The organism is Paenibacillus pasadenensis, assembly GCF_023715725.1.
GTDB lineage: Bacteria > Bacillota > Bacilli > Paenibacillales > Paenibacillaceae > Paenibacillus_O > Paenibacillus_O pasadenensis_A.
In genome coordinates, this window is sequence record NZ_JAMBOT010000003.1 from 509,105 (window position 1) to 516,657 (window position 7,553).

Below are 7,553 nucleotides of genomic sequence, written 5' to 3' on the forward strand. Positions count from 1 at the left end.
CAGACTTGTCCAGTTGCTTAGCGCAGTCGAGAGGAGCAGTGAAACAGAGCATGTCCACGAATCCACAGCATACGTACGACGAGAGCCAGATTCAGGTCCTGGAAGGTCTTGAGGCTGTCCGCAAGCGGCCAGGCATGTATATCGGCTCCACTAGCGGCAAAGGTCTTCACCATCTGGTATGGGAAGTTGTCGACAATAGCATAGACGAAGCACTGGCCGGTTACTGCGACCGGATTATTATAACGATCCATGAGGATAACAGCATTACCGTTACCGACAACGGACGCGGCATTCCAGTCGGCGAGCATCCGAAGATGAAACGCCCGACGCTTGAAGTTGTTATGACGGTGCTTCATGCCGGCGGCAAGTTTGGCGGCGAAGGCTATAAAGTGTCCGGCGGATTGCACGGCGTCGGCATTTCCGTCGTGAACGCGTTATCGGAGCAGGTTATCGTTCAGGTCAGCCGCGACGGAAGTATTTATCAGCAGGAATACCGCCGCGGTGTGCCGCAGTATGACCTGAAGGTCGTCGGCGAAAGCGCCACGACAGGTACCAAAACAACGTTTAAGCCCGACTCCGAGGTGTTCACGGAGACGACTGTATTTGAGTACGATACGCTGCAATCCCGTGTACGCGAGCTGGCCTTCCTCAACAAAGGCATTGAGCTTGTGCTGGAGGACGAGCGTACCGGCATGTCCAATACGTTCCGCTACGACGGCGGCATTATCGAGTTTGTGCAGTACCTTAACCGCAATCGCGAGGCATTGCATGAGCAGCCGATTTATGTCGAGGGCACGAAGGACGGCATTCAGGTTGAGGTGTCGCTGCAATACAACGACAGCTACAGCGAGAACATCTACTCTTTTGCCAACAACATCAACACGCATGAAGGCGGCACGCATGAGTCCGGCTTTAAGAGCGCTTTGACCCGGATCATTAACGATTACGCCCGCAAAACCGGCGCGATTAAGGATAGCAACAGCAATCTGTCCGGCGACGATGTGCGCGAGGGGCTGACGGCAATTATTAGCGTCAAAATTCCCGAGCCGCAGTTCGAGGGTCAGACAAAAACAAAGCTTGGCAACAGCGAAGTGCGCGGTATCGTCGAGTCGTTTTTTGCTGAGAAGCTGCAGGAATTTTTGGATGAGAATCCTTCCGTTTCCCGCAAAATTGTCGACAAGGGCCTGTCCGCTTCCCGAGCCCGCGAGGCTGCTCGTAAAGCTCGCGAGCTGACGCGCCGCAAAAGCGCGCTGGAAGTCAGCAGCCTGCCCGGCAAACTCGCCGACTGCTCTTCCAAGGATGCCAGCATCAGCGAGCTGTACATCGTCGAAGGCGATTCCGCCGGCGGCTCGGCCAAGCAGGGCCGGGACCGGCACTTCCAGGCAATTTTGCCGCTGCGCGGTAAGATTCTCAACGTAGAGAAAGCCCGTTTGGACCGCATTCTGTCCAACGCCGAGATTCGCGCGATCATTACGGCGCTTGGCACCGGCATCGCCGATGATTTTGATCTGGGCAAAGCCCGTTACCACAAGATCATTATCATGACCGACGCCGACGTCGATGGAGCGCATATTCGCACGCTGCTGCTTACTTTCCTCTACCGCTACATGCGCAAAATTTTGGAGGCCGGCTATATTTACATCGCACAGCCGCCGCTATTCAAAATCGAGCGCAACAAGGTCGTTCGTTACGCTCAGAGCGAGCGGGAGCGCGACGAGATTATCGCTGAGTTTGGCGAAGGAGTAAAAATCAACGTGCAGCGCTACAAAGGCCTGGGAGAGATGAATGCTACCCAGCTGTGGGAAACGACCATGGACCCGGAAAGCCGCACGATGCTGCAGGTGCAGATTGAAGATGCAATTAAGGCGGACGTCATGTTCGATACGCTGATGGGCGATAATGTCGAGCCGCGCCGCGAGTTTATTCAGCAATATGCCAAATCGGTTAAAAACCTGGATATATAATGGCAAGAGCCCTGTGTCGAGCATTTCCGCTCGTCAGGGCTCTTTTTTCAACGCTTGGAGGTGTAAGCAGCGGCATATCTCCTCATGCGCCTGAAAATGCTTTTGTCGGCCAAACGCCGGAATATATAGGGGTCGGGCTTTGTATTCACTTCTAGAATCCACGGCTTGAGATCGGTGTCGACGGCGACATCAAGACCGAGCTCTTTTAGGCCTGGATAACGGACGGATAACTGTTCGGCGGTTTTCACGCCGAGCCGGTGCAGCCGCTCCATGTATTTATCGCGGGCATCGGCCTGCAGATGGGAGCCCATGAGCGTTTCGAACGGCGTAATTGTTCCCCCGCTATGATAATTGGTGACGATTTTGGCGGGATGCGACAGCCGCCCGATTACGCCTGTCGTTTCCCACACACCCGAAGGATTGCGCTGCACCATGACGCGCAGATCGAAGCGGCGGTTATGGTGGCGCAGTAAATGGATTCCTTTTTGAGCGAGATATTTTTTTTTTGGACGCACCCGCTCCAGTCCTGTAAATAACCCGTCATAGGTGGTGAAAGTATTGATTTTGGTGCCGCTTTGAAAACGGTAGCTGTGATCAGAGATTTTTTCCACTTTGATGACGCCGTTGCCGAAAGTACCGGAGTCCGGCTTGATATATAACATTCCATATTGATCAAGCATGGCGAGCAGTGTGTGCCTGGAATAGGCTTTTGTGTCCGGAATATAGCTCCTCAGCTCTTCCGATTGGAGCAGAGCTTCGGTTTTGGCCTGCTTGCTGACGATACGTTGGATGGCCAACCTCGTTCATCCTTCCCCGGCCGCTATGCGACGGCATTTTTCCGATATGATAAGAGGCCGAATAATGATATAATAGAGTGTATTGTCCAAATGTATGCCCTGCTGGAATTACAGCCTCTGTAGCGGGCAATTGCTCCCAATATCATATGGCTGCGTCCTTCGGATGGAGCACGGCATTCACCCATTTTTTCATTCCCGCGACGTTTAAGTCGGTCCCTAATGTGAAACACAGATAAGATAGGGGTTCAGTGTCAGCGCGGGAACTGTTACCCAACAGGTTACGCCGTTTCCCAGGCTTGACCGCACAGGAGGTAAGTATGGCGGAAGAACAACGTTCCCAGATTAAAGACCGTGATATCGGTACAGAAATGCGCGAATCGTTCATGGATTATGCCATGAGCATCATTGTCAGCCGCGCGCTGCCGGATGTGCGCGACGGACTCAAGCCGGTTCACCGGCGTATTTTATATGCCATGTCGGAGCTTGGCATGTCCCCGGACAAGCCTTACAAAAAGTCCGCACGGATTGTCGGCGAAGTCATCGGTAAATACCATCCGCACGGCGACAGCGCCGTATATGAATCGATGGTTCGGATGGCGCAGGATTTCTCGATGCGCTACATGCTTGTCGACGGCCATGGCAACTTTGGCTCGATCGACGGCGACATGGCGGCGGCCATGCGTTATACCGAAGCTCGTTTGTCCAAGATTGCGATGGAACTGCTGCGCGATCTGAACAAGGACACCGTAGATTTCAACCCCAACTACGACGGCGAAGAGCACGAGCCGACAGTGCTTCCGGCCCGTTTCCCGAATCTGCTCGTAAACGGCGTCTCTGGCATTGCTGTCGGCATGGCGACCAACATTCCGCCTCACAACCTGCGGGAAGTGACGGAAGGTCTGCAAGCTTTGATCCAGAATCCGGATATTACGTCGGTTGAACTGATGGATTACGTAAAAGGTCCTGACTTCCCGACGGCCGGTATTGTCATGGGCCATTCCGGCATCCGTCAGGCCTATACGACTGGCCGCGGTTCGGTAACGATGCGCGCACGCGCCACGATTGAAGAGAACAACGGCAAAGCCCGCATTATCGTCCATGAGCTGCCTTATCAGGTGAACAAAGCTCGTTTGGTTGAGAAGATTGCCGAGCTTGTCCGCGAAAAGAAAATCGAAGGCATTACCGATCTGCGGGACGAGTCGGACCGCAACGGCATGAGGGTCGTGATTGAGCTTCGCCGCGACGTGAATCCGAGCGTAACGCTGAACAACCTGTACAAGCAGACTCAGATGCAATCTACATTCGGCATCAATATGCTGGCGCTGGTGAACGGAGAGCCGCGTACGCTTACGCTGCGCGAAATGCTTTACTACTACCTGCAGCATCAGATTGAGGTTATTCGCAGACGTACGGAATTCGATCTCAAAAAAGCCGAGGCACGCGCGCATATTCTCGAAGGGCTCCGCATTGCGCTCGACCACATCGACGAAATCATCACGCTCATCCGTTCCTCTCGGACAGCCGATATTGCTAGAGAAGGGCTGATCAGCCGCTTCTCGCTGAGCGTCGAGCAGGCGCAGGCGATTCTCGATATGAGACTGCAGCGTCTGACCGGTCTGGAGCGCGAGAAGATCGAGGCCGAGTATAACGAGCTGCTTGCCCGCATTGCAGAATTCAAAGCGATTTTGGCCGACGAACAGCTGGTGCTTGATATTATCAGCACGGAGCTGGCTGAGCTGACCGACAAATTCGGCGACGAGCGCCGCACCGAAATTACGATCGGCGAAGACGAAATTCTCGACGAAGATCTCATTCCGCGCGAGGATGTCATCATTTCCATCACACACTCCGGGTACGTGAAACGTCTGCCGGTTACGACCTACCGCAGCCAACGCCGCGGCGGCAAAGGTGTTATGGGCATGGATACAAAAACGGATGATTTTGTCGAGCATCTGTTCGTTTCCAATACACACCACTTCCTGCTGTTCTTTACGAACAAGGGCAAGGTGTACCGTCTAAAAGCCTACGAGATTCCGGATCTCAGCCGCACAGCTCGCGGAACGCCAATTATCAACCTGCTGCAAATCGAGCAGGGCGAGACGGTGAACGCGGTAATTCCAGTGGAGTCGTTTGATCCCGACTGTTATCTGTTCTTCGGAACAAGGCAGGGTATCGTCAAAAAGACTCCGCTTGATGATTACTCCAACATCCGTAAGGTGGGGCTGATTGCAATCAATCTCCGCGAGGATGACGATCTGATCAGCGTGAAGCTGACGGACGGCAATCAGGAGATCATTATGGGTACCTCAAACGGAATGTCGATTCGCTTCTCGGAAAGCGATGTCCGTTCTATGGGGCGCTCGGCCACCGGTGTTAAGGGCATTCAGCTGGATGATTCGGACCAGGTAATCGATATGGACGTTGTAGATCCGAACCGGGAAGTTCTCATCGTTACTTCCAAGGGCTACGGTAAAAGAACGCCAGTACTGGATTACCGTTCCCAAACGCGCGGCGGCAAAGGAATCAAAACGCTTAACGTTACGGAGAAGAACGGACCGATCGTCTGCTTGAAGGTTGTAGCGGAAGACGAAGATTTGATGATTATGACAGAGTCCGGTACGCTCATTCGGATGAGTATGGACTCGATTTCTTCCATGGGCCGCAACACGCAGGGCGTTCGTCTGATCAACACTAGAGATGAGGATGCGGTTGCTACGGTAACCCGTGTCGCAAGAAGCGAAGAGGTTCAGGATGAAGAGTCGGAAGGCCAGGAACCGTCTGAGGAATCCCTTGGAGTGCAAGAAGACAATCAGGATGAGTAGGCGGCTGTAGCCAGCTGCCGGGAGGGATTGCTGTGGCATTAGTAGATTGCACGCAACTGAAGGCTGGAGATGTCGTGGCGCAGGATGTGATGTCGCCTCTAGGCAGCGTTCTTTTTCACAAAGGACGAGTCATTACGCTTAGGGAACTGGATATTTTGCAGGCTTTTCTCGTCCCGCAAGTCCATGTGGACCGGGAGGCGGCCAGCGCCCCTGCATCGCAAGACGCGCCAGAGACCGCTCCGTCTGTTGCTCGCAGCGGACTGCATTCTGAGTACGATGCGATGGTTTCGCAGCTTCGCAAAGCCTACGCGCTTGTCGCCGGCGGAGATGTGCTGCCTCTGCTAGAGCTGAGAGCGCGCTTGGAGAAGCTGTTTGCCCATATTGCGGAGTACCATGTATTGTCATTCCGTCCTCGCCATGTGGACCGGGAAGAATTTTATTACCACAGCAGCGTTCTCTCCGCTCTTACCTGCTATCAGCTGGCGCAGTGGCTGGAGCTGCCGCAAAAGGACTGGATGCAGGTGGCGTTAGCCGGCTTGCTGCATGATATCGGCAACATCCGGGTAGACCGCAGCGTTTTGTCCAAACCGGGCAGTCTTAATTCCTCGGAAGCGGAAGAGATGAAGCGGCATACCCTTAGCGGATATCAGCTGCTCAAGCCAATTGCTGCGCTTAATGAGGGCGTGAAGCTGGCTGCTCTGCAGCATCATGAACGAGTGGACGGAAGCGGATATCCGTTAGGATTATCCCTGGACAATATCCATCGCTACGCGAAGCTGGTTGCTATTGCAGATATTTATCATGCGATGACTTTAGACAAAGTCTATCGCCCGGCGATGTCGCCCTATCTTGTGTTGGAGCAAATTCAACAAGAAGCTTTCGGCAAGCTGGATCCCGGCTATGTTCGCAAGTTCATTGAGCAGTCGACCCAATCCCAAAATGGCAGTTTGGTCAGGCTTAGCGATGGCAGGCTCGGCGAGATCGTCTTTACGGACCGGACTGCGCCGATCCGGCCTTGGGTTTCCGTTTCGGGCACTATCGTTAATTTGAGTGTGGAAAGACAGCTTTATATCGATGAGTTAATTAGTCGATAGTTTATTAGGCCCGGAGCGGAATTCGCTTCGGGCTTTTTTAATTGGATTTAGCCGAGTAGGCTGGCGATATTTTGATGTATATTTTGATGCTTATAATGAAGGAAAAGAAAATCGAAAAAGATTTTAAAAAAGACTTGCATCTGTATAGGCGGGCGTGATATATTATCTAAGTCGCCGCTGAGAGGCGGGGCGGAAATAAAGCGAATTTGTTCTTTGAAAACTGAACAACGAGTGAAGCAAGTCAACGTTATAAATGAGCAAGTCGAACAACCCTTTATGGAGAGTTTGATCCTGGCTCAGGACGAACGCTGGCGGCGTGCCTAATACATGCAAGTCGAGCGGACGGATCCCTTCGGGGTGAAGTTAGCGGCGGACGGGTGAGTAACACGTAGGCAACCTGCCCTTAAGACTGGGATAACCTCCGGAAACGGATGCTAATACCAGATAATCGGTATCTCCACCTGGAGAGGCCGGGAAAGACGGAGCAATCTGTCACTTGAGGATGGGCCTGCGGCGCATTAGCTAGTTGGTGAGGTAACGGCTCACCAAGGCGACGATGCGTAGCCGACCTGAGAGGGTGATCGGCCACACTGGGACTGAGACACGGCCCAGACTCCTACGGGAGGCAGCAGTAGGGAATCTTCCGCAATGGACGAAAGTCTGACGGAGCAACGCCGCGTGAGTGAGGAAGGCTTTCGGGTCGTAAAGCTCTGTTGCCAGGGAAGAACGGGTAGAGGAGTAACTGCCTTTGCCATGACGGTACCTGAGAAGAAAGCCCCGGCTAACTACGTGCCAGCAGCCGCGGTAATACGTAGGGGGCAAGCGTTGTCCGGAATTATTGGGCGTAAAGCGCGCGCAGGCGGCTTTGTAAGTCCG

The 7,553-nt window shown here is 53.6% G+C and carries 4 protein-coding genes and 1 rRNA gene; 4 read left to right on the top strand and 1 reads right to left on the bottom strand.

Annotated elements, in window-relative coordinates; translation table 11 throughout:
* Window positions 1–50 precede the first annotated feature (50 nt).
* Window positions 51–1,964 (top strand): DNA topoisomerase (ATP-hydrolyzing) subunit B, encoded by a 1,914-nt coding sequence (gene gyrB / locus M3223_RS11360; protein WP_251561402.1) that lies wholly within the window; start codon window positions 51–53, stop codon window positions 1,962–1,964.
* Window positions 1,965–2,011: 47 nt separating this feature from the next.
* On the opposite strand, the gene M3223_RS11365 is transcribed toward gyrB, so the two are convergent.
* Complete coding sequence (locus M3223_RS11365) at window positions 2,012–2,761, bottom strand: YheC/YheD family protein (RefSeq protein ID WP_251561403.1); 750 nt, start codon at window positions 2,759–2,761, stop codon at window positions 2,012–2,014.
* A gap of 317 nt (window positions 2,762–3,078) precedes the next feature.
* On the opposite strand from M3223_RS11365, the gene gyrA reads away from it, so the two are divergent.
* From gyrA to M3223_RS11380, 3 genes are all read left to right on the top strand, one after another.
* Window positions 3,079–5,583 (top strand): DNA gyrase subunit A, encoded by a 2,505-nt coding sequence (gyrA, locus tag M3223_RS11370; protein ID WP_251561404.1) that lies wholly within the window; start codon window positions 3,079–3,081, stop codon window positions 5,581–5,583.
* 32 nt (window positions 5,584–5,615) lie between these two features.
* Window positions 5,616–6,677: an HD-GYP domain-containing protein gene (locus M3223_RS11375; RefSeq protein WP_251561405.1), complete on the top strand. Its 1,062-nt coding sequence runs from the start codon at window positions 5,616–5,618 to the stop codon at window positions 6,675–6,677.
* 273 nt (window positions 6,678–6,950) lie between these two features.
* A 16S ribosomal RNA gene (locus M3223_RS11380) occupies window positions 6,951–7,553 on the top strand; the annotation flags it as partial.